The organism is Pseudomonas hygromyciniae, assembly GCF_016925675.1.
GTDB classification, from domain to species: Bacteria; Pseudomonadota; Gammaproteobacteria; order Pseudomonadales; family Pseudomonadaceae; genus Aquipseudomonas; species Aquipseudomonas hygromyciniae.
The window spans coordinates 3,397,114-3,420,220 of the sequence record NZ_CP070506.1 but is presented as its reverse complement, the minus strand read 5'-3'; the positions used below and the strand labels follow the sequence as shown (position 1 = coordinate 3,420,220).

At 61.8% G+C, this 23,107-nt stretch carries 15 protein-coding genes and 4 pseudogenes; 5 read left to right on the top strand and 14 right to left on the bottom strand.

Annotated elements, in window-relative coordinates; all coding sequences use genetic code 11:
* Positions 1-21: 21 nt before the first annotated feature.
* Positions 22-1,584, top strand: a complete 1,563-nt coding sequence (locus JTY93_RS14935; protein ID WP_205477800.1) for a TerC family protein — start codon at positions 22-24, stop codon at positions 1,582-1,584.
* Here JTY93_RS14935 and JTY93_RS14930 read toward each other — a convergent pair.
* Positions 1,581-1,943, bottom strand: coding sequence for a thioredoxin family protein (locus tag JTY93_RS14930; RefSeq protein ID WP_205477799.1), 363 nt, complete (start codon positions 1,941-1,943; stop codon positions 1,581-1,583). The two genes, JTY93_RS14935 and JTY93_RS14930, sit on opposite strands and share 4 nt — an antisense overlap.
* A 348-nt stretch (positions 1,944-2,291) precedes the next feature.
* Here JTY93_RS14930 and JTY93_RS14925 point away from each other — a divergent pair.
* The 4 genes and pseudogenes from JTY93_RS14925 to JTY93_RS14910 all read left to right on the top strand — a co-directional run bounded on the left by JTY93_RS14925 (position 2,292) and on the right by JTY93_RS14910 (position 5,897).
* Positions 2,292-2,682: pseudogene (locus tag JTY93_RS14925) on the top strand (RidA family protein).
* Between the two features lie 167 nt (positions 2,683-2,849).
* Positions 2,850-3,614, top strand: a complete 765-nt coding sequence (locus JTY93_RS14920; protein ID WP_205477797.1) for an IclR family transcriptional regulator — start codon at positions 2,850-2,852, stop codon at positions 3,612-3,614.
* A 17-nt stretch (positions 3,615-3,631) separates the two neighbouring features.
* A complete protein-coding gene (locus JTY93_RS14915; protein WP_205477796.1) occupies positions 3,632-4,840 on the top strand; it encodes an amino acid deaminase in 1,209 nt (402 codons plus the stop codon).
* A 138-nt stretch (positions 4,841-4,978) separates the two neighbouring features.
* A pseudogene (locus JTY93_RS14910) lies at positions 4,979-5,897 on the top strand (sugar kinase).
* Between the two features lie 168 nt (positions 5,898-6,065).
* Here the strand turns inward: JTY93_RS14910 and JTY93_RS14905 are convergent.
* The 13 genes and pseudogenes from JTY93_RS14905 to JTY93_RS29595 form a co-directional block, all read right to left on the bottom strand.
* The gene (locus JTY93_RS14905) at positions 6,066-6,341 is read right to left on the bottom strand and encodes a peptidylprolyl isomerase (RefSeq protein WP_029293742.1); all 276 of its coding nucleotides are present in this window, start codon (positions 6,339-6,341) and stop codon (positions 6,066-6,068) included.
* A 41-nt stretch (positions 6,342-6,382) separates the two neighbouring features.
* Entirely contained in the window at positions 6,383-8,932 is a 2,550-nt protein-coding gene (locus JTY93_RS14900; protein ID WP_205477794.1) for a PAS domain-containing hybrid sensor histidine kinase/response regulator, read from the bottom strand.
* A 143-nt stretch (positions 8,933-9,075) separates the two neighbouring features.
* Complete coding sequence (locus tag JTY93_RS14895; protein WP_205477793.1) at positions 9,076-11,028, bottom strand: acetoacetate--CoA ligase; 1,953 nt, start codon at positions 11,026-11,028, stop codon at positions 9,076-9,078.
* 169 nt (positions 11,029-11,197) lie between these two features.
* Positions 11,198-11,971: a 3-hydroxybutyrate dehydrogenase gene (locus JTY93_RS14890; protein ID WP_057959252.1), complete on the bottom strand. Its 774-nt coding sequence runs from the start codon at positions 11,969-11,971 to the stop codon at positions 11,198-11,200.
* Between the two features lie 7 nt (positions 11,972-11,978).
* Entirely contained in the window at positions 11,979-13,370 is a 1,392-nt protein-coding gene (locus JTY93_RS14885; RefSeq protein WP_205477792.1) for a GntP family permease, read from the bottom strand.
* Between the two features lie 287 nt (positions 13,371-13,657).
* On the bottom strand, positions 13,658-15,064 hold the full coding sequence (locus JTY93_RS14880; RefSeq protein WP_205477791.1) for a sigma-54 interaction domain-containing protein: 1,407 nt from the start codon (positions 15,062-15,064) through the stop codon (positions 13,658-13,660).
* A 139-nt stretch (positions 15,065-15,203) separates the two neighbouring features.
* A pseudogene (locus JTY93_RS14875) lies at positions 15,204-16,782 on the bottom strand (ABC transporter ATP-binding protein).
* Positions 16,783-16,792: 10 nt separating this feature from the next.
* Positions 16,793-17,817, bottom strand: a pseudogene (locus JTY93_RS14870) (ABC transporter permease).
* Complete coding sequence (locus tag JTY93_RS14865; RefSeq protein ID WP_205477788.1) at positions 17,817-18,878, bottom strand: microcin C ABC transporter permease YejB; 1,062 nt, start codon at positions 18,876-18,878, stop codon at positions 17,817-17,819. Before JTY93_RS14865 ends, JTY93_RS14870 begins: the two are co-directional and overlap by 1 nt.
* The gene (locus tag JTY93_RS14860) at positions 18,878-20,737 is read right to left on the bottom strand and encodes an extracellular solute-binding protein (RefSeq protein ID WP_205477787.1); all 1,860 of its coding nucleotides are present in this window, start codon (positions 20,735-20,737) and stop codon (positions 18,878-18,880) included. The genes JTY93_RS14865 and JTY93_RS14860 overlap by 1 nt, the downstream gene beginning before the upstream one ends.
* 135 nt (positions 20,738-20,872) lie before the next feature.
* On the bottom strand, positions 20,873-21,154 hold the full coding sequence (locus tag JTY93_RS14855) for a peptidylprolyl isomerase (RefSeq protein ID WP_032861429.1): 282 nt from the start codon (positions 21,152-21,154) through the stop codon (positions 20,873-20,875).
* 283 nt (positions 21,155-21,437) lie between these two features.
* Complete coding sequence (locus tag JTY93_RS14850) at positions 21,438-22,523, bottom strand: 3-deoxy-7-phosphoheptulonate synthase (protein ID WP_205478290.1); 1,086 nt, start codon at positions 22,521-22,523, stop codon at positions 21,438-21,440.
* Positions 22,524-22,862: 339 nt separating this feature from the next.
* Complete coding sequence (locus tag JTY93_RS29595; RefSeq protein WP_262381201.1) at positions 22,863-22,997, bottom strand: hypothetical protein; 135 nt, start codon at positions 22,995-22,997, stop codon at positions 22,863-22,865.
* Between the last annotated feature and the right edge of the window lie 110 nt (positions 22,998-23,107).

Sequence of the window (23,107 nt, the reverse complement as noted above, 5' to 3'; positions counted from 1 at the left end):
TAAAGAGACAGAGACTTCTATATGGAATGGTTAGCGGATCCAACGGCCTGGCTCGGCCTGTTGACCTTGATTGTGCTGGAACTGGTATTGGGCATCGACAACCTGGTGTTTATCGCGATCCTGGCGGACAAGCTGCCACCGGAGCAGCGTGACCGTGCGCGGTTGATTGGTCTGTCCCTGGCGCTGATCATGCGCCTGGGCTTGTTGGCGAGTATTTCCTGGTTGGTCACCTTGACCCAGCCGTTGTTCGAGGTGTTCGACAAGAGCTTCTCCGGACGTGACCTGATCATGTTGTTTGGTGGTGTGTTCCTGTTGTTCAAGGCCACCATGGAATTGCATGAGCGGCTCGAAGGGCATGTCACCGAACGCACCGGCAATGCGGCCTACGCGATGTTCTGGCCGATCGTGGCGCAGATCGTGGTGCTGGACGCGGTGTTCTCCCTCGACGCGGTGATTACTGCGGTCGGCATGGTGGATGAACTGGCGGTGATGATGATCGCGGTGATCGTGTCCATCGGCGTAATGATCGTGGCCAGCAAGCCGCTGACCCGCTTCGTCAACGCGCACCCGACGGTGATCATGCTGTGCCTGGGCTTCTTGATGATGATCGGTTTTGCCCTGACTGCCGAAGGCCTGGGCTTCCATATCCCCAAAGGCTACCTGTACGCGGCCATCGGTTTCTCGATCCTGATCGAGGTGTTTAACCAGATCGCCCGGGCGCGCCGCAAGAAGTCGGCGCAAGGCCTGCGGCCGATCCGTGAGCGTACGGCCCATGCGGTCATGCGCCTGCTGGGTGGTCGCAGCCTGGCGGTGGAAGAAGTGGGTGAAGACGTTACCGACCTGCTCGATGGCGGCGATAACCCTCAAGGCCCGCTGTTCGACCGTCGCGAACGGATCATGATCAGCGGCGTGTTGCAGTTGGCCGAACGGCCGATCCGCACCTTGATGACCCCGCGGGCGAATGTCGACTACATCGACTTGGCCGACGACGCGGAGACGATTCGCCTGAAGCTGATGCACTCGTCCTACTCGCGCTTACCGCTGATTCGCAACGGTGCGGTGGATGAGCCTTTGGGCTTCGTGCATAAGAAGGAGCTGCTCAAGGAGTACCTGGCCGGCAATGAGCCGAACCTGGAACACCTGGCGCGACGAGCGATCAACCTGCTCGACAGCTTCTCGATCCTCAACGCTCTGGAACAGATGCGCCAGGAGTCGACGCACATTGCCTTCGTGATCAACGAGTTCGGCGACTTCATGGGGGTGTTGAGCATGACCGACATTCTTGAGTCCATCGCCGGTGAGTTGCCGGATGCCAGTGAAGTGGAAGGTCCGGATATCGTCGAAGAGCAGGGCGGTTACCGCGCCAATGGCGCGTTGAACCTGAACCTGATCCGCCAGCGCACCGGTTTCCAGGCGATGGCCACCGAGGATTACCAGACCCTCGCCGGCCTGGTCATGAGCCTGTTGGATCGCCTGCCGGTGGTGGGCGACAGCCTGGAGTACGCAGGCTGGCGCCTGACCGTGGCAGCGGTGGAGGAGCGGCGGGTGACGCAGGTGTTGCTGACTCCTGTCGCCGTGGGTTAACGGGGCCTGGCCCTTTTGGTCGGCACACCACGGGTGTGCCGCTCGAAGGTTTTCTTCAGGGTCTGCTCCTGGGTTTCCCAGGGGCCGAACCCTTTGAGTGTTTCGACCAGCCTGCCGTTTTTCAGTATCAGCAGCGTCGGTGTGCCGGTGACGTCGGGATGCCGAGGCGTCTGGGTGGTATCGAGCACATAAAGGGCTGCCTGGCGGCGATAGCGGCTGGCCACTTTACTGAACAGTGGCTTGGCCGCACCGCATGCCGGGCACTGGGGCGATACAAAGAGCATGAACACCGTGCGCTGTGTCTGCAGCGCTCGTCTATACGCATCCGCGTCATCGATCACTGTGTTGATCAGTCCCATGACAATCTCCTTCAGGTCCGTGGCCAAACCCTAAGCCGGGTGGGGCGGGCGGTCTACTGTCAGAATTCACAGGTAGCGCACCCCAATGTGTCGGATCGCAACGGATTGGGGCTCACGGTAGCAGTGCGCGAGTCGTCGTGGGCGGGGTGTCGGTGGCTTGGCGATTTCTTATGTGCATGATTTAAAACGACTTTAACGCTTGAATATTTTTCTGGAGCTGGCTGTGGCACACTTTCTGCTGCTTATTCCGTTGTTACATACCGCATTCCGTTATAGCGGAATAATCGGCTTCCGCGACGCCTGGCGCAATTCCTGAAAAATATCCGTTTTAAATCAAGGAGCAATTTTATGAGCATTACTCGTTACGGCGCCGGCAGCACCGCCGGCGGTGGCCAGCCCCGCCCATTCGCCCGTGCAGTGGAGGCGGATGGCTGGCTGTACGTGTCGGGGGCAGGTGCCGGCGGTGGACGGTGAGATCATCAATGGCGGGATTGTCGAGCAGACCCACCAGACCATGAAGAACGTGGTGGCAATCCTTGAAGAGGCCGGTTACGAGCTTAAAGACGTGGTCCGGGTGGGCGTATGGCTGGAAGACCCACGGGATTTCTGGAGTTTCAACAAAGTCTTCGGTGAATACTTCACTCCTGAACACGCCCCGGCACGGGCCTGTGTGCAGGCGAATATGATGGTTGATTGCAAGGTCGAGATCGATTGCGTGGCCTACAAAAAAAAAGGCTGAATGCCTGATCTCCCGACCGCATGCAATTCAAAATGTGGGAGCGGGCTTGCTCGCGAAAACGGTGGGTCAGTCAATTATTTAGCGACTGATACTGCGCTTTCGCGAGCAAGCCCGCTCCCACAGGGGATTGTGCGCAAGTCCTATGATTTCCCGGACCGAAGACCACCATGACCGAAGACACCATCAAGCGCCGTGCAAAAGGCCTGGACCGGGCGTTCGATATCCTCGATTTTCTCAAGGAAGTCGGCCAGCCCCTGCGCCCCAACGATATTGCCAGTGGCATCGGCAGCCCCAAATCCACAGTCTACGAACTGGTTGCCTCCCTGCTGGAGCGGCGGATTCTCGAAACTGTGGGCCAGGACGGCCACGTCTACCTGGGGCGCCAGCTGTACTTCCTCGGCCAGGCGCACTTGCGCCATTTTGACCTGACTCGCGAGGCCGATCACGCGTTGCAGGCGATCGTCAGCCAAACCCGCGAGACCGCGCAGATGTGCCTGCTCAACGGGCGCAAGTACACGGTGGCGCTGATGCGCGAGGGCGAGCGGCATTTCCGGATTTCTTCGGATATCGGTGAAAACGCACCGATCCCCTGGACCGCCTCCGGGCGCTTGCTGCTGGGGCATTTGAGCGACCAGCAGATCATCGACCTGATCGACCACGATGACTTCATCCTGCCGGATGGCCAGCGCCTGCCCCTGGACACCTTCCTCGGGCAGATCCGCCAGGCCAGCCTCGATGGTTTCTTTTCCTTCGACAGTGTTGCCGACACCTTTACCCACTGCTTTGCCGCCCCGGTGCGCGATGCCCAGGGCATCGCCATTGCGACCCTGTGCATCGTCGCCCCACGGGCCGACGCCCAGAACCATTACAACGACTACCGCCGGGTGCTGATCGACAGCGCCAACCACCTGGCCCGTCGTATCAATGAATAGCCAAACGGAGTAATCCCATGCCGGTCTTCAATGCCGTTGAAAAGGGTGCTGCCACCAGCGGTGCCCACCTGGTACGCGACGTCAGCCTGCCCGCCCTGGTGCTGCATCGCGCTGCACTGGAACACAATATTCAGTGGATGCAGGACTTCGTCAGCAAAAGCGGCGCGCAACTGGCGCCCCATGGCAAGACCAGCATGATGCCGGCGCTGTTCCAGCGTCAGTTGGCGCAAGGCGCCTGGGGCATCACCCTGGCCACCGCCGTGCAGACCCGCGCAGCCTATGCCGGTGGCGTGCGCCGGGTGTTGATGGCCAACCAGTTGGTGGGCGCGCCGAACATGGCGTTGATTGCCGAGCTGTTGGCCGATCCTGATTTTGATTTCCATTGCATGGTCGACCACCCGGACAACGTGGCTGACCTGGGCGCGTTCTTCGCCGCCCGTGGCCTGCGCCTGAACGTGATGATCGAATACGGCGTGCTCGGCGGCCGTTGCGGTTGCCGCAGCGAGCAGGAGGTGTTGGACCTGGCGCGGGCGATCAAGGCCCAGCCGGCCCTGGCGCTCACCGGTATCGAAGGCTACGAAGGGGTGATCCACGGCGAGCATGCCATCAGCGGCATCCGCGCATTTGCCGCGTCCCTGGTGCGCCTGGCGGTGGATATGCAGAACAGCGGTGCTTTCGACCTTGGCCAGCCGATCATCACCGCCTCGGGTTCGGCGTGGTATGACCTGATCGCCGAATCCTTTGCCGCGCAAAATGCCGAGGGGCGCTTCCTCAGCGTACTGCGGCCCGGCAGCTATGTGGCCCACGACCACGGCATCTACAAGGACGCGCAATGCTGCGTGCTGGAGCGGCGCAGCGACCTCAGCGAAGGCCTGCGTCCGGCCCTGGAAGTATGGGCCCATGTGCAGTCATTGCCGGAGCCTGGGTTTGCGGTCATCGCCCTGGGCAAGCGTGACGTGGCCTACGACGCCGGCTTGCCGGTGCCGCTCAAGCGCTACAAGGCCGGCGTGCTGCCGGCGGTGGGCGATGACGTGAGGGGTTGCAAGGTCACGGCGGTGATGGACCAGCATGCGTTCATGAGCGTGCCGGCGGGGGTTGAGTTGCGCATTGGCGACATCATCTCGTTTGGCACCTCGCACCCGTGCCTGACCTTTGATAAGTGGCAGGTGGGGTGCCTGGTGGATGAGCAGTTGCAGGTGATCGAGTCGCTGCGTACCTGCTTCTAGGCTGCGGCCACGGTAGGAGCGAGCTTGCTCGCGAAAATCGTCAACGATAACGCTGGTCGTCTGACACCCCGTGGCGATCTTGCGTTTTTCGCGAGCAAGCTCGCTCCTACAGTGGAGGTGTATTTGGAGAACTGTGAAATGAAGCCAATCCCGCGCATCGCCCTGATCGGCGAATGCATGATCGAACTGCAACACCGCGCCGACGGCAGCCTGCATCAGAGCTTCGGTGGCGATACCCTGAACACCGCCGTCTACTTGCGCCGTGAACTTGGCGCGAACAGCACGGTGGACTACGTTACCGCCCTGGGCGATGACAGCTTCAGCGATGCCATGTGCGCGCAATGGGCCGAGGAAGGCCTTGGCCTGGAACGGGTCCAGCGCTTGCCGGGCCGCCTGCCGGGGTTGTACTGCATCCAGACCGACGCCAATGGCGAGCGCAAATTCCTCTACTGGCGCAACGAAGCAGCGGTGCGCGATTGCTTTACCACGCCAGGGGCTGAGCCGGTCCTGGCCGCCTTGCCGACCTACGATGTGCTGTATTTCAGCGGGATCACCCTGGCTGTATTGGGCGCGGTGGGGCGTGCACGTCTGCTGGACGTGTTGACGCAAGCCCGCCAGCGTGGCGCCCGGGTGGTGTTCGACAACAACTACCGCCCGCGTCTGTGGGCCAGTGTCGAAGCCGCCCGCGAGGCCTATCAGCAGGTGCTGGAACAGGTGGATATGGCCTTGCTCACCGAGGATGACGAGCGCGCCTTGTTTGGCTATGCCGACAGCGAGCAGGTATTCGCGGCCTATCCGCAGATCGGCGAAGTGGTGCTCAAGCGCGGGGCGCACGACTGTCTGATTCGCCAGGGCGGCGAGCGTTTTGCAGTGCCGGCGGTAGTGGTCGAAAAGGTGGTGGACACCACGGCGGCGGGGGGATTCGTTTAGTGCGGCGTATCTGGCCAGCAGGCTCAGGGGTGGTTCGCCGCAAGAGGCGGCCTTGGCTGCGCATTGGCTGGCGAGCCGGGTTATTCAGGTGGCGGGCGCGCTGATTCCCCTGAACGTGTCGTGCTGATGGGGCTTGCTGTGGCGAGGGGGCTTGTCCCCCGGTGGGCTGCGAAGCAGCCCTAAAACCGGTCACCTCGGTGTGTCTGAAAGGCCGAGGTGAGGCTGACTGGGGCTGCTGCGCAGCCCAACGGGGGACGAGCCCCCTCGCCACAATGGTTGCTTGCCACTGAGTTCGTCAATCGCGGTAGAACACCTGCACCAGGTGATAACCAAACTTGCTCTTGATCGGCCCGTGCACCACCCGCAGGGGTTTCTTGAAAATCACCGCATCGATCACTCCAACCATTTGCCCCGGGCGCACTTCCCCGAGGTCGCCGCCGCGCTTGCCGGACGGGCAGGTGGAGAATTTCTTGGCCAGCACATCAAAGGCTTCGCCCTTGGCAATACGCTGCTTGAGCTGTTCGGCTTCCTCGCTGGTCTTGACCAGGATATGGCGGGCTTGGGCTTTCATCGGGCAGTTACCTTGCAACGGTCGGGCTTGAAGGCGCGGGATTATGCATCAACTTGGCCTTTGACGCCGATCATGCTGCGGATTTTTGTGGCCAGTAGATCGATGGAAAAAGGCTTGGCCACCATGTCCATACCGTCCTCCAGAAAGCCTTGGCGTTCGGTGGCCGTTTCCGCATAACCGGTCATGAACAGCACTTTGAGCTCGGGGCGATGCTGGCGGGCGATTTCCGCCAGTTGCCGACCGTTCATGCCCGGCAGGCCGACATCGGTGATCAGCAAGTCCACCCGCAGGTCAGATTCGAGTAACGGCAGCGCCGTGCGTGCGTCAGCAGCCTGGTGCGCGGTGTAGCCCAATTCATCGAGCAGATTGACCACCAGCATGCGCACCGCCGCATCGTCCTCGACCACCACCACGGCTTCGCCATCGCGCGCCACCGGAGCTTCCATCGGGCTCTGGGGCTGGGGTTTTTCCAGTGCGGTGCCGTGCAGGCGCGGCAGGTACAGGCGCACGCAGGTGCCTCGGCCCGGCTCGCTGTGGATGGTGACGTGGCCGCCGGATTGCTGGGCAAAACCATAAATCATCGACAACCCAAGGCCGGTGCCCTGGCCGATGGGTTTGGTGGTGAAGAACGGATCGAAGGCCTTGGCCAGGATCTTCGGGGTCATGCCGGCGCCGTTGTCGCATACGCCGAGCATCACGTAGTCGCCGGCCTTGACCGGTTCCAGGGTGGTGATGTCGGTGCCGTCGAGGTAGCTGTTGGCCGTCTCGATGCTCAGTTGCCCGCCATCGGGCATGGCGTCGCGGGCGTTGATCACCAGGTTGAGCAGGGCGTTTTCCAGTTGGCTGGCGTCGGTGTTCACCGGCCAGATATCGTTGCCCAACTGCACCTTGAGCTCGATATGGGCACCTTTGGTACGCCGGAACAGCTCTTCCAGGGACGTGACCAACTGGTTCGGGTCCAGGGGCCGGCGGTCCAGGGACTGGCGGCGGGAGAAGGCCAGCAGGCGATGGGTCAGGGCGGCCGCACGATGGGCCGAGGACACGGCGGCATCGGTGAAGCGCCCGATCTCATCGCTGCGCCCGGCCGCGATGTAGCGTTGCATCAGGTCCAGGCTGCCGATGATGCCGGTGAGCATATTGTTGAAGTCATGGGCGATACCGCCGGTAAGCTGGCCGACCGCTTCCATTTTTTGTGCATGACGCAGCGCATCTTCGGCGCGCTCGCGCTCGAACATCTCGTTTTGCAGGCGCTGGTTGGCCTCGGCCAGGGCCTGGGTGCGTTGGGCCACACGCTCTTCGAGGTTATCGTTGAGGTGGCGCAGGGCTTCTTCAGTGAGTTTGCGTTCGGTTTCATCGATCACAAAAATGTAGAAGCCATTGACCGAGCCATCGGCACTGAAGCGCGGCAGGTACTTCATCAGCGCATGCCGGGGCCGGCCATCGTGATGGGGAGAGATGGTGACGAAGCTGCAGGCCTTGCCCTTGAGCGCGGCGGCGATTTTATCGGCGCGCCCGGCATACACCTCGTTGCCGATCACTTCGCGGATGGTCTTGCCATACAGCTCTTGCGGGGTCAGGCCATACCAGTCGAGGTAGGCGCTGTTGTTCAGGCGAAAGCGCTCTTCGTGGTCGACATAGCCGATCAGCACCGGCATGGCGTTGATGATCAGTTGCAGCTCGGTCTGGCTCTGGCGCAGGGCTTGCTCGGTGTGCTTGCGCTCGGTCAGGTCCAGGGCCGCGCCGAGGAATCGCGTCGGTCGGCCATGGTGATCCTTGTAGCAGCGGCCACGGGCAAACACCCAGCGCAGCTGGCCGTCGGCCTGGAGCAGGCGATATTCCTCGGCGTATTCGCTGCCATGGGTAATGCAATGCTTGATGCTGCGGGCCACCATGCCACGGTCTTCCGGGTGCACGCCTTGCAGGTAATCGCTGATGGGCAGTTGGTGGGCGTGAACCGGATCGACCCCGTGCAACAGGGCAAAATGGCTGTCGGCGATAAAGCGGTCTTCGCTGATATCCCAGTCCCAGGTGCCCACCGCGTCGGTAGCGGCCAAGGCCAGTTGCAAGCGTTGCTCGGTGTTGTGCTGGGCCTTGAGGCTGGCTTCGGAACGTTGCTGCAGCTCCTGGGCCAGTTGCCGGCGTTCGTTGGTTTCAATGGCGGTCACCAGGATTCCGGCAACTCGGCCACGCTCGTCGCGGATCGGGCTGTAGGTCAGGTCCAGCCAGATTTCCGTATCGCGGTGGTTGCGCTGCAGGACAAAACGCTGCTCGCTGAAGGTGCGCACCTGGCCGGTCAATACGGCGCTGTAGATCGGCGCGGTGAAGTGTTGCAGCTCCGGCCAGACCGCGTGTGTCGGCTGGCCGAAGGCCTGGGGATGCTTGTTGCCAGTCAGCAGGGCGAAGCCATCGTTATAGATTTGCGTGAGTTCGTCACCCCACAGCAACAGCATCGGCATCGGTGAGTGGATGACGATATCGATTGCCGTGCGCAGGCTTTGCGGCCAGTGGCTGGCATCACCGAGGGGGCTTGTGGCCCAGTCCAGCCGCGCGATGAGCGCCGCGGCCTCGCTGCCGGTGGATGATCCGTTCATGTAAGTGTCCTGCGTGTAACGCTTGAAGAATGCCTTGAACCGAATATTCCGTGGTGCGGAAACGGCTGACTACCCCTCGAAAAATAGCATGCTTGAGGGGTTTATCTTCAAATGAGTGCAATGACGCTGAAACCTTTCATCTTTTACGCCAGCTCCGGGCGGTTGCGAAACTGCTCCAGGGCTTCGGGGTTGGCCAGGGCATCGGTGTTTTTCACTGGTTCCCCGTGCACGACGTTTCTTACCGCAAGCTCGACGATCTTGCCGCTGATGGTGCGCGGAATATCACTGACACTGAGGATTTTTGCCGGCACGTGGCGTGGCGTGGTGTTGGCACGGATCACTTCGCGGATCTGCTGTTCAAGGGCGGCGTCCAGCTGTTCGCCGTCATTGAGGCGCACAAACAGCACCACGCGCACATCGTCCTGCCAGCGTTGGCCGATGGCCAGGCTTTCCAGGACCTGCGGGACCTTTTCCACCTGGCGGTAGATCTCCGCCGTGCCGATGCGTACGCCACCCGGGTTGAGCACCGCGTCCGAACGCCCATGGATCAGCAGGCTGCCATTGGGCCGTTGTTCGGCATAGTCACCCTGGGCCCAGACGCCGGGGAACTGGCTGAAATACGAGGCGCGCAGCTTGTCCCCTTGTGGGTCATTCCATAGGCCGATGGGCATGGCCGGAAAGTGCCGGGTGCACACCAGTTCGCCTTTGTCGCCAATCAGCGGCCGGCCCTGGTCGTCCCATACTTCGATCGCCATCGCCAGGCTCTTGCATTGCATTTCGCCGCGCCGTACCGGCAACACCGGGTTGCCGATCACGAAGCAGGAGACGATATCGGTACCCCCCGACATCGACGACAGGCACAGCTCCTGCTTGATCTGGCGGTACACGTAGTCGTAGCTCTGGGGCGAGAGCGGCGAGCCGGTGGAGATCAGGCCCTTGAGGCTGCCCAGGTCATGGCTGAGGCGTGGTTGCAGGCCGGCCTTTTCCAGGGTGGCGAGGAATTTCGGGCTGGTGCCGAACACGCTGATGCGCTCCTGATCGATCAGGTCAATCAGCCGCTCTGGCCCGGGATGAAACGGCGAGCCGTCATACAGCACCGCCGTGGCGCCGATGGCCAATACCGAGACCAGCCAGTTCCACATCATCCAGCCGCAGGTGGTGTAGTAGAACAGGCAGTCGTCGCGCGACAGGTCGGCGTGCAGGCCATGTTCCTTGAGGTGAGTCAGCAGCACGCCGCCGGTACCGTGGATGATGCATTTGGGCACGCCGGTGGTGCCGCTGGAGTAGAGGATGTACAGCGGATGGTCGAAGGGCACCGCGACAAACTGCGGTTCGCCGCCTGGGCGGTAGAAGTCATCCCATAGGGTTACTTCGGCTTGGGTCTGGTAGTCGTCGACACGCGCTTCGGGCCGCGCGTAGGGCACGATGATCAACTGTTGCAGGGACGGCAGGCGGTCGAGGATTTCATTGAGCTTGGTGCTCTGGTCGCTCAGCTTGCCAGCGTAGCGATAACCGGCGCAGGTGATCAGCACCTTGGGTTCGATCTGGCCGAAGCGGTCGATCACCCCTTGGGTGCCGAAATCCGGCGAGGAGCAAGACCAGATCGCCCCCAGGCTGGTGGTGGCGAGCATGCCCACCAGGGTTTGCCAGGTATTGGGCATGCACGCCGCCACCCGATCGCCCAGGCCCACGCCGGCCGCTTGCAGGCTGCGCTGCAGGCCGGCGACGTGGCGGGCCAGCTCAGCATAGGTCAATTGTTCGCGCTGGCCGTCTTCGCCGATGGCGACTACGGCAGGATGGTCGTCGCGGCGTCGCAGCAGGTGCTCGGCAAAGTTCAGGGTAGCGCCGGGGAACCACTGGGCACTGGGCATCTGCGCGCCTTCCACCAGCACGGTGCTGGGTGGCGTACGGAACTGCACCTCGAAGAACTCGACAATCGCCGCCCAGAAGGCCGGGCGCTGGTCGATGCTCCATTGGTGCAGGGTGGGGTAGTCGTTGATCTGCAAGGCGTGGCGATCATTGATAAAACGCCGGAACTGGTCCATTCGGGTGCTGTGGATGCGTTCCGGGCTGGGTTGCCAGAGGATGTCGGACATAGGCTCGTCTCTTGTTCTTGTCGCAGATGTTTGACACTGCAAAGATCCCAAGGTGGGAGCGGGCTTGCTCGCGAAAGCGCTGGTTCAGCAATGAATAGGTTGACTGACACCCTGCTTTCGCGAGCAAGCCCGCTCCCACATTTGGTTCTGCGTTGTTCGCAGGGTGGAGTTATTGGGCCAGCCAACCTCCATCGATATTCCACGCCGCGCCACGCACCTGGCTGCCGGCTTCGCTGCAGAGGAACAGGACCAGCTCGCCCAGTTGGGGTGGGGTCACGAACTCCAGGGACGGCTGCTTTTCAGCCAGCAGATCATGCTGGGCCTGTTGCGGGTCAACGCCTGCGGCGATGCGATCATCGATTTGCTTTTGCACCAGCGGCGTCAGCACCCAACCGGGGCAAATGGCGTTGCAGGTCACGTTGCTGGTGGCGGTTTCCAGGCCGACCACTTTGGTCAGGCCGATCACCCCATGCTTGGCCGCCACATAGGCCGCCTTGCCCACCGAGCCGACCTGGCCGTGCACCGAGGCGATATTGACGATCCGCCCCCAGCCCTTGGCCTTCATGCCCGGCAGGCTCAGGCGCGTGCTGTGGAACACCGATGAAAGGTTGATCGCGATGATCGAGTCCCAGCGCTCCACCGGGAAGTCCTCCACCGCCGCCACATGTTGGATGCCCGCGTTGTTCACCAGGATGTCGATGCCGCCGAACTCGCGCTCGGCGTAGGCGACCATCTCGGCGATCTGCGCCGGGTCGCTGACATCGGCCGGGTGATGGCCGACCTTGCCGCCAAACGCCTGCACTTGGGCGATCACCGCGCTGGCATCGCCGAAACCGTTGAGGATCAGATTGGCGCCGGCCTTGGCTAGGCTCAGGGCGATGCCCAGGCCGATGCCGCTGGTGGAGCCGGTGACCAGGGCGGTCTTGCCATTCAATGTCGTCATGAAAACCTCACACAATGCCGGTGGCGTAGAAAGTACCGATCACCACGAACACCGCGAGGGTCTTGATGATCGTGATGCCGAAAATATCTTTGTAGGCTTCGCGGTGGGTCAGTCCGGTGACCGCCAGCAGCGTGATGACCGCGCCGTTGTGCGGCAGGGTATCCATGCCGCCGCTGGCCATGGCTGCGACTCGGTGCAGCACTTCCAGGGGGATATTGGCTGCATGGGCTGCCGAAAGAAAGCTCTCGGACATGGCCGCCAGGGCGATGCTCATGCCGCCGGAAGCAGAGCCGGTGATACCGGCCAGCAGGGTTACGGTAATCGCTTCGTTGACCAGCGGGTTGGGGATGCCCTTGAGCCAGTCGGCCAATACCAGGAACCCCGGCAGCGAGGCGATGACCGCACCGAAGCCGTATTCCGACGCGGTGTTCATCGCCGCCAGCAGGGCGCCGCTGACCGCGCTCTTACTGCCTTCGGCCAGCTTGCTCTTGATCGCCGAAAAGCCGAACACCAGGACCATGATGATCCCCACCAGCAACGCGGCCTGCACCGCCCAGATGGCGGTGAGCTTGGCGATTTCTGTGGTGACCGGCGCGCTCATGCCCGGCAGCGCGAGGCTGTGGGTCTTGCCGTACCACTGTGGGATCCAGTGGGTGAACAGCAGGTTCATCACCCCCACCAGAATCAGCGGCGACAGGGCGATCCACGGGTTGGGCAGGCTCAGGTTTTCGGCGGTTTCCGGTTCGTTGCGCAAGTCGGTGCCGTAGCCTTCACCGGCACGCTGGGCCTTGTTGCGCTGGCGTGCCAGGTACAGCATGCCGGCGCAGAACACAAAGATCGTGCCGATCAAGCCCAGCCAGGGCGCGGCCCAGGCGGTGGTGTTGAAGAACGTGCTGGGGATGATGTTCTGGATCTGCGGCGTGCCGGGCAGGGCGTCCATGGTGAACGAGAACGCACCCAGGGCGATGGTCGCCGGGATCAAGCGCTTGGGGATATTGCTCTGGCGGAACATCTCGGCAGCGAACGGGTACACCGCAAACACCACCACAAACAACGACACGCCGCCGTAGGTCAACAGGGCGCAGACCAGCACGATCACCAGCATCGCCTGGCGGGTGCCGAGCAAGCGGATGGCTGCCGCGACGATGGAGCGCGAAAAGCCCGACAGCTCGATCAGCTTGCCGAACACCGCGCCGAGCAGGAACACCGGGAAATACAGTTTGATAAAGCCGACCATTTTTTCCATGAACACCCCGGTAAAGGCAGGGGCGACCGCGGAAGGGTCGGTGAGCAGCACGGCGCCAAGGGCGGCGATGGGGGCAAACAGGATGACGCTGTAGCCACGGTAGGCAGCTAGCATCAGCAGCGCGAGCGCCGCCAGGGCAATGATCACACTCATGGTGTGTCTCCATCGGATTGTTATTGTTGTGGGGGTAGAGCTGTAGGAAGGGGCTATAGCGGGAATTGTGCCAAGTTTGTAAGTTGTTGATATGTATAGATATTTAAAGATTCTAGTGATTGGTTTTCGAGTCTTGTCTCTATATCAAGACAAACGAAGTTCCAATGTGGGAGCGGGCTTGCTCGCGAAAGCGGTGTGTCAGCCAATGATTTTGTTGCTGATAGGCCGTTTCGCGAGCAAGCCCGCTCCCACAAGGGGGTTGTCTTTTGTTTGAGATATTTGTCTCTTTATTGAGATTGTTCGATGCCCAGCGCCACCATCTTCTTGTACAGCGTCGAGCGTCCGAGCCCCAGCCGCTTGGCCGCCTCGATCACGTTGCCCTCACACTGGCGCAACGCTGCAGCAATCAACTGCCGATCAAACCGCTCCCGTGCCGCGCTGAAGGTTTCGACCTCAATGGGCGCCACGGCGCTGCACTGCACCGGGCTGAACGTACCAATCGCCGCGCGAATCTCTTGCGCATCCAGCACCAGGTCATCACTGAGCAAGGCGGCCCGCTCCAGCACGTTGCGCAATTCGCGGATGTTCCCCGGCCAGGCATGCCGGGCCAGCAACGCCAGGGCTTCGCGGTCCAGTTCATGCTGGCTGCGCAGTTCTTCAAGGATCGCTTCACTCAACGCCGGAATATCATCCAGGCGTTCGCGCAGGGGCGGGACCTGGATCGGCAACACGTTGAGGCGGTAGTACAAGTCGGCGCGAAATTCGCCGCGCTTGATCGCGGCTTCCAGGTCGGTGGAGGTCGCGGCGATCACGCGCACGTCGCTGGTGATCATCTCGTTGGAGCCCACCGGCTCAAACTCTTTTTCCTGCAACACCCGCAGCAGTTTGCTTTGCAGGGGCAGGGGCATGTCGCCGATTTCATCGAGAAACAACGTCCCGCCCTGGGCGATTTGCAGTTTGCCGGGGCGGCCCTTGCGGTCGGCGCCGGTGAATGCGCCGGGTGCGGTGCCGAAGAACTCGGCTTCCAAAAGGTCGTGGGGGATGGCGGCGCTGTTGATGCTGACAAAGGCTTTATTGGCACGCGGCGAGGCACCATGGATAGCCTGGGCCAGCAGCTCCTTGCCGGTGCCGGTCTCGCCCAGCAGCAACACCGGTGAATCGGCGCTCGCACTGCGCCTAGCGCGGCGCTTGACCTCCAGGCTGGCGGCGCTGGTGCCGATAAAGTGCGCAAAGTTGTATTTGCTCTGGCGTGAGCGCAGCAGCGAACGGGTCGAGGCCAGTTCCTGTTGCATGCTCAGGTAGCGCTCGATCATCGGCGAGAGGTTGCGTAACTCATCGAACAGGGCAAAGCCGATGGCGCCGATCACCTTGCCGGCATCGTCGTGGATCGGCAGGCGCATCACCACCAGCGGGCCTTTGGGCGTGTCCTGGATATCCAGGAGGATCGGTTGGTCACTGCGTACCACTTGGCGCAGCAGGCTGTTGGAGATGACCTGTTCGCATGGTTGGCCGATGGCCTGATCGGCGCTTTTCAGGCCAAAGCGCTTGGCGTAGCGCTCGTTCATCCACACGATATTGGCGTCGCGGTCGACAATCACAGTGCCTTCGCTGGACTGCTCGATGATTTCGAACAGGGACTGGATCGCCAGGCCGCGAACGTGCTGGTAGTCCTTGAGGCTTTCGCTGGTGTTCATGCTGGCGCCGCCACTAAAAAGGTGAATAGGATCACGCCGCCCCTTGTAGGAGCGAGCTTGCTCGCGAAAAACCTGAGGACGCCTCGGGGTGGCAGGCTTTTCGCGTTATCGTTAACGATCTTCGCGAGCAAGCTCGCTCCTACAAGGGCAGTTGTGTGGCTGCGAGCAGTTCTTGGGTGTAGGGATGTTGCGGTGAGTCGAACAGCGCCTGGCTCGGGCCGCGTTCGACCACCTTGCCGTCCTTGATCACGATCATGTCGTGGGCCATGGCCCGCACCACGGCCAGGTCATGGCTGATAAACAGGTAGGTCAGGCCGTACTTTTCCTGCAGTTCACGCAGCAGCGCCACCACTTGTTTTTGCACGGTGCGGTCCAGGGCCGAGGTGGGCTCGTCCAGCAGTATCAATGCCGGGCGCAGCACCAGCGCGCGGGCAATGGCGATGCGTTGGCGCTGGCCGCCGGAGAATTCGTGGGGGTAGCGATGGCGGCTGGCCGGGTCGAGTCCCACATCCTGCAGCACCTTGATCACCTGCGCGTCACGCTCCTGCAGGCTGCAGGGCGCGTGCACTTCCAACCCTTCGCTGATGATCTGTTGTACAGACATGCGCGGGCTGAGGCTGCCGTAGGGGTCCTGGAACACCACCTGCATCTGCTTGCGCCAGGGCTGCATCTGCTTCTGGCTCAGGCCATCAAGGGCCTCGCCCTGGAAGCGGATGCTGCCGCTGGAGTCCAGCAGGCGCAGGATCGCCTGGCCCAGTGTGGACTTGCCGGAGCCGGACTCGCCGACGATACCCAAGGTCTTGCCCCGTTGCAGGTCCAGGCTGATGCCGTCCACCGCCTGCAGGTACTGCTTGCGCCGGAACAGCCCGCCCCCGATGGGGAAGCGCACACTCAAACCGTCGACTTGTAATACGTTATCGCGTTGATCCTGGCACAGCGCCGTGCCGACCGGTTCGGCATCCAGCAGCAGGCGGCTGTAGGGATGTTGCGGGGCATTGAACAGGGTTTGGCAGTCGACCTGCTCGACAATTTCCCCGGCCTGCATCACGCACACGCGCTGGGCAATGCTGCGCACCAGGTTGAGGTCATGGCTGATCAGCAGCAACGACATGCCCAAGCGTTGCTGCAAGGATTTGAGCAGTTGCAGGATCTTGCGCTGCACCGTCACATCCAGCGCGGTGGTTGGTTCGTCGGCGATCAGCAACTCCGGTTCGCAGGCCAGGGCCATGGCAATCATCACCCGCTGGCGCTGCCCGCCCGACAACTGATGGGGGGTAGGACTTGAGGCGCTCTTGCGGGTTACGGATGCCCACCAAATCCAGCAGTTCGAGGATGCGTGCCTGGGCCGCCTTGCCGCCGAGGCCCTTGTGCAGCAGCAGGGTTTCGCCGATCTGCTTTTCGATGCTGTGCAAGGGGTTGAGGGAGGTCATCGGCTCCTGGAAGATCATCGCGATGCGGTTGCCGCGCAGTTTTTGCAGGGCGCTGGGTCCGGCGCCGATCAGCTCCTGACCCCGATAACGCACCGAGCCGCTGCTCGCGGTGCCGGCCTGGGGTAGCAATTGCAGGATCGAATGGGCGGTTACCGACTTGCCCGAACCGGATTCACCCACCAGCGCCAGGCACTCGCCGGGGCGGATATCCAGGCACAGGTTGCGCACCACGGTCTGGCCGCTGAAGGCCACGCACAGGTTGCGGATCTCGATCAGGTTGTCGCTCATACGGATTCACTCATGAACGTGGGTCGAAGGCATCGCGCAACGCCTCGCCGATAAATACCAGCAGCGACAGAATCAGTGCCAGGGTGAAAAACGCCGTCAATCCGAGCCACGGCGCCTGCAGGTTCTGCTTGCCCTGGGCGATCAATTCACCGAGGGACGCGCTGCCTGCCGGCATGCCGAAACCGAGGAAGTCCAGGGCGCTGAGGGTGGAAATCGCCCCGGTCAGGATAAAGGGCAGGTAGCTCAAGGTGGCCGTCATTGCGTTCGGCAGGATATGCCGGCGAATGATCTTGCCGTCACCCAGGCCCAGGGCTCGCGCGGCTTTGACGTATTCCAGGTTGCGCCCGCGCAGGAACTCGGCGCGCACCACGTCCACCAGGGCCAGCCAGGAAAACAACGCCATGATCCCCAGCAGCCACCAGAAGTTGGGCTCGACAAACCCCGAGAGAATGATCAGCAGGTACAAGACCGGCAGCCCTGACCACACTTCGAGGATACGTTGGCCGAGCAGGTCGACCCAACCGCCGTAATAGCCCTGCAAGGCGCCGGCGGCAATGCCGATGGTGGCGCTGATCGCAGTCAGCGCCAGGGCGAACAGGATCGACACCCGCGCACCGAAGATCACCCGTGCCAGCACGTCCCGGGACTGGTCATCGGTGCCCAGCCAGTTCACCGTGGACGGCGGACTGGGGGGCAGGGCGGGTCAGCTCGTAGTTGGGCGTGTCATCGCTGAAGGGGGATTGGCGGGAACAGCATCCAGCCGCCATCCTTCTTGATCAGGTGCTGCACGTAGTCACTGCGGTAGTCGGCCTGGAACGGCAGTTGCCCGCCGAACTGCTGCTCGGTGTAGCGCTTGAACACGGGGAAGTACAGTTCGTCCTGGTAGCTGAGCACCAGTGGTTTGTCGTTGGCGATCAGCTCGCCACCCAGGGTCAGGATAAACAGGCCGATAAACAGCCACAGCGACCACCAGCCCCGGCGGTTTTGCTTGAAGCGTTCAAAGCGTCGTCGAGCGACGGGAGACAGATTGAGCATCAGGCGTTCCTCGCGGCGAAGTCGATACGCGGGTCCACCAGGGTGTAGCAGAGGTCGCCGATCAGTTTTATCAAGAGGCCGAACAGAGTGAAGATAAACAGCGAGCCGAAGACCACTGGATAGTCCCGCGACACGGCGGCCTCGTAGCTCATGCGGCCCAGGCCGTCGAGGGAGAAGATCACCTCGATCAGCAGGGAGCCGGCGAAGAACACACTGATGAATGCCTGGGGGATCCCGGAGATCACCAGCAGCATGGCGTTGCGAAACACATGGCCGTAGAGCACGCGCCGTTCGCTCAGGCCCTTGGCCCGTGCCGTGACCACGTACTGGCGCGTGATTTCATTGAGGAACGAGTTTTTGGTGAGGATGGTCAAGGTGGCGAACCCGCCGATCACCAGGGCGCTGACCGGCAGCACCAAGTGCCAGAAATAATCGGCGATCTTGCCGATGGTACTCAATTGCTCGAAGTTCTCCGACACCAGGCCGCGCACCGGGAACCAGTTCAAGGTAGTGCCGCCGGCAAAGACCACGATCAAAAACATCGCAAACAGGAAGGCCGGCATCGCGTAGCCAATGACGATGGCGGTGCTGCTCCACACATCGAAACTGCTGCCGTGGCGCACGGCCTTGCGGATCCCCAGGGGGATCGATACCAGGTAGGTAATCAGGGTTGCCCAGAGGCCGAGGGATATGGTCACCGGCATCTTTTCCAGGATCAGGTCGGTCACCGTGGCGCCGCGAAAAAAGCTGTTGCCGAAATCCAGTTGGGCATAGCTCTTGAGCATCAGCCACAAGCGTTCGTGGGCTGGCTTGTCGAAGCCGTATTGCTTTTCGATGTCCTTGATCAGCTTGGGGTCCAGGCCTCGACTGGCGCGTGATCCACTGCTGACGCCGTCGCCGGAGGCCCCGCCGACACTGGCACCGCCAATGCCCTGCAAGTGGGCGATGGCTTGCTCCACCGGCCCGCCGGGTGCGGCCTGGACGATCACAAAGTTCACCAGCAGGATGATCACCAGGGTCGGGATGATCAGCAGCAGGCGCCGCACGATATAGGCAAACATCAGTGGGCACCTCGCGACTTGCTCAGTTGGGCTTTCATCTGCTCATTGGTCAGGGGGGTCGGACTGACTTCCCACCACGACTCCAGCGCCTCGTCGTTGCTGGCTTCGATGGCCGGGCGGCCGAAGCGGTTCCACCAGGCGGCCGAGGTGCCGGGCGGGTAGTAATTGGGGATCCAGTAGTAATTCCATTGCAGCACCCGGTCCAAGGCATGGGCGTAGCTGAGCATTTGCGTCTGGGTGGTGGCGCGCACCAGGCCGGTGATCAGGGTATCGACCGCCGGGTTCTGCAGGACGAAATAGTTGTTGGCGCCTCGGTCGAACGCGGCGGCTGAGCCGAAGTAGTTGTACAACTCAAGGCCCGGCGAGGTGGTGACGGGGAAGCCGGTGACGATCATGTCGTAGTCGCGGCTCATCAGCCGGTTGACGTACTGTGAGGAGTCGATGCGCCGGATGTTGAGGGTGATGCCGATCTGCGCCAGGTTGCGTTTATAGGGCAGCAGCAGGCGTTCGAGGCCGTTTTGCACATTGAGGAAAGTGAACTCCAGGGGCTCGCCGGCGGCATTCACCAGTTTGTCGCCCTTGGGCGTCCAGCCGGCTTCTTCGAGTAGGGCCAGGGCTTGCAACTGCTTGTCGCGGATCATGCCGCTGCCGTCGGTGGTGGGCGCCTTGAACACTTGGGTGAAGACTTCGTCGGGGATTTGCCCGCGCAAGGGTTCGAGAATCGCCAGCTCCTCGGCGTCTGGCAGTTGGGTTGCGGCCAGCGGGCTGTTGGAAAAGTAGCTTTGCTGGCGGATGTACAGGTTGCGCATCATCTGCCGGTTGGCCCACTCGAAATCCCAGAGCATGGCCAGGGCCTGGCGCACGCGGCGGTCCTGGAACATCGGTTTTTGCAGATTGAACACGTAGCCCTGGGAGTTTTGCGGCGCATCCTTGGCCAAGTGCGCCCGTTGCAGGCGGCCATCATCCAGGGCCGGGCCGTTGTAGCCGATGGAATAGCCGGTGGCGGAAAATTCACGGTTGAAATCGTAGGCGCCGCCACGCAGGACCTGGCGAGCGACTTCGGTATCGCCGAAGTATTCCAGGCTCAGGCGATCGAAGTTGTACAGGCCGCGGCTGACGGGCAGGTCCTTGCCCCACCAATCAGGATCACGTTGGAAGGTGATGGTGCTGCCGGAATTGATCTTGCTGACCTTGTACGGGCCGCTGCCCAACGGTGCTTCATAACCGCCGCCATTGGCGAAGTCGCGGCTCTTCCACCAATGTTCGGGGAACACCGGCAGGGTCGCGACATCCAGGGGCAGGGTGCGGTTTTGATTGCTGGAGAAGTCAAAGCGCACTTGCAAGGGGCCTTCGACCTCGACGTGCTTGACGTCGGCAAACAGCGTGCGAAAGCGCAGGCTGCCCTGGGTCATCAGCAGGTTGAAGCTGTAGCGTACGTCTTCGGCGGTGATCGGCTTGCCGTCGGCAAACCGTGCCTTGGGGTTGAGGAAAAACCGCAGGTACAGGCCGTCCTCGGCGCGTTCCATCTTTTCCGCCACCAGGCCGTAGACGGTATAGGGCTCATCTAGCGAGCGGTAGGCCAGGGGCGAATACACCCAGCCGTCCAGTTGGCTGACGCCGATGCCTTTGTCGATATACGGCAGGACATGGTCGAAGCGGCCGACTTCCAGGGCCGAGCGTTTGAGGCTGCCGCCCTTGGGCGCATCGGGGTTTACGTAGTCAAAGTGACTGAACCCGGCAGGGTACTTGGCGGGCTCGCCGTAGACGGTCAGTGCATGTTGAGGGGCTGCGAACGAGACAGTACTCGCCAGCAGCAAGGCCAGGGTGGAGCTAACCAACGTGAGGAAGTCCAGTCGCATTATCAGCCTTGAACGCCGGGTGAAGAAGGAAGGGGACTTGTACCCTAACCGCGTGCGGGTCGCCAGTCACCCTGCTGCCACACAAACGCAACGGCCCACCAAAAGGCGGGCCGTTGTGTTTTGCAAAGACGTGGATCAGTCCTGGCGGCTGGTCACTTCCAGCAGGTGATAACCGAACTGGGTTTTCACTGGGCCTTGCACGGTGTTGACCGGGGCGCTGAATACGACAGTGTCGAATTCCTTGACCATTTGGCCTGGGCCGAACGAACCCAGGTTGCCACCGTCACGGCTCGATGGGCAGCTTGAGTTGGCTTTGGCGATTTCTGCGAAATCAGCGCCGCCTTCGATCTGGGCTTTGAGTTCGTTGCACTTGTCTTCGGTGGCAACCAGGATGTGACGGGCGGTAGCTTTAGCCATGGTGGGTAACTCCTTGAATAAAAAAGGTGAGCGTACCGGATTCAGGCGGTTATTTCCTGGCAAAGTTCCACTGAATTATCGGGCCGGGTTCATTGTGGCGAGCGGGCTTGCCCCGCGCTGAGCTGCGCAGCGGACCCAGTAAGTCCGCTGCGTTTTTTTCAGATAAACCTGGGCAGTATGTTTTAGGGCTGCTGCGCAGCCCAGCGCGGGGCAAGCCCGCTCGCCACAACAAGCCTGCTTGTCAGAATAAGGCAGTTACCGTTCAACGGGATGGCCAGTTCGCTTACGCATGCCCCAGCGTTTTCTGAGCGCGCAGGCGTGCGGCCGCTTCACGTAGCAATTGCTCGGTGCCGTCCCAGCCCAGGCAGCCGTCGGTCACCGAAACGCCGTAGCGCATTGACGGGCTGAGTGGTTGGCAGCCGTCGAACAGATGACTTTCCAGCATCATCCCGATCAATGAAGTGTCGCCTTGCAGGCGTTGCTCCAGCACATCATTGAACACTGCCGGTTGGCGCATCGGGTCCTTGCCGCTGTTGGCGTGGCTGCAATCGATCATGATCCGCGTGGTCACCTTGCTTTTGGCCAGGTCGGTCTTGACCTGGGCCACGCTCTGGCGGTCGTAGTTCGGGCCACGGTGCCCGCCACGCAACACCAGGTGGGTATCGGCGTTGCCTGGGGTCTGGATGATCGCCGGGTGCCCCTGGCTGTCGACGCCGAAGTGGCGGTGCGGGTGAGCCGCAGAACGCATGGCGTCACAGGCGATGGCCACGCCGCCGTCGGTGCCGTTCTTGAAGCCCACGGGCATGCCCAGACCGCTGGCCATTTCCCGGTGGATCTGCGATTCGGTGGTACGGGCGCCGATGGCGACCCAACTCAGCACGTCATCGAAGTAGCCAGCGGCCATCGGTTGCAGCAGCTCGGTGGCAACCGGCAAGCCAAGGCGCAGCATTTCGCGCATCAACTCCCGCGACAGCGTGAGGCCGGCGGCCATGTCATCGCTGCCATCGAGGTGCGGGTCGTAGGCCAGGCCTTTCCAGCCGATGGTGGTGCGCGGTTTTTCGACGTAGGCGCGGATCACCAGGAGCATCTGGTCGCTGACGTCATTGGCCAATTTCTTCAGATTGCGCGCGTATTCCATGGCGGATTCGGGATCATGGATCGAGCAGGGGCCGACGATGATCAGCAGACGGGAGTCTTCGCCATTGAGAATCGCGCGGATAGCCTGGCGATGCGCGTTGACTTGCTCGGTCAGGAACGGGCTCAGGGGCAACTGATGCTTGAGCTCAAGGGCGCTGGGCAAACGCTGGGTCAGCGCTTCATTGGCGCTGGCAAGGGTGGTGACGGGCAGGGCGGCGATGGATGAGTTCATATTTTCTGCTTCCTGGGCAAGCGGCGGGCCATTCCCGCACGCTCTGCCCTACTGGGGTGTTCGACAATTGGCCGTATTGGCTACGTGTGTTGGCTTGCCACCAATAGGTGACCGATCGGAGGCGGCAGGCTGTCCCGAACGGAGCTTGCTAAATCGCCAGGCGGTGCAGGTGTCGTAACGGTAATAAGTGGAGTAGTTCATGGTGTGATTTCCTTTAAGTTCGGTGTGTAGCAAAAATTGTTCAGGGCTGAAAAAACAAAACCCCCGGTCGGGGAGCCGACCGGGGGTTAGATTTCTCTGGCAGGCGACCCCTTGAGTAGTGGGCGCCGATTTCAGGTATCAGGCGCGCCAGTGGCTAAACCAATACCCAAAATAAAAGCTGACCAGTGCGCTCAAACCGTTCACGCGGGTAGCCACGACCGAACGCGGTGCGTTGGCAGTAGGGCAAGCCTGGGTGAGGGTGAGTTGCAACATGGTGTTTCTCCAAATGATGGGGTGGAGCTTAACTGAGGCATGGCGGTGGATTCAATCAGTAATTTCTATTGCGATGAGGGGCTTACCACTATGGCGGATGTCCCGATATG